Source organism: Streptococcus sp. KR, assembly GCF_002238115.1.
Classification (GTDB): domain Bacteria; phylum Bacillota; class Bacilli; order Lactobacillales; family Streptococcaceae; genus Streptococcus.
This window is the reverse complement of sequence record NZ_NGVM01000194.1, coordinates 1-359: the sequence shown is the minus strand read 5'-3', so window position 1 is coordinate 359 and position 359 is coordinate 1. Positions and strand designations below refer to the sequence as shown.

Sequence of the window (359 nt, the reverse complement as noted above, 5' to 3'; positions counted from 1 at the left end):
CAGCTGTTGCTCCACCAGTAGAGATTCCACCACCATTGTTGTTGACTCCTCCCCCGCCGGTGTTCCCGCCAGGAATATAACCCCCTCCACCATTATTATTGTTATCGTTGTTATTATTATCATCGTTATTGCCACTGTTATTATTCTGATTTTGATCAGTCGTAACCGGAGTATACTGACTCAAATCATGCGCCGACGCACCTGTGGTGCTGACCAACAACAATGACAGTAACGAAATACCAACTAAACTGAAAGCTCTAAACAAATACTTGTTCGGCTTCACCGTTATTATCCCCCCCTAGAATATGTTAAAGCAAGTTTCTGATGGTCGAAATGACTTCGCAGATTGAATTAACAAT

At 42.6% G+C, this 359-nt stretch carries 1 protein-coding gene; it reads right to left on the bottom strand.

Translation table 11 applies throughout. The features are described 5' to 3' along the window. A partial coding sequence (locus CBI42_RS11580) for a hypothetical protein (RefSeq protein ID WP_179211426.1) occupies positions 1–283 on the bottom strand: 283 nt, incomplete at its 3' end. Between the last annotated feature and the right edge of the window lie 76 nt (positions 284–359).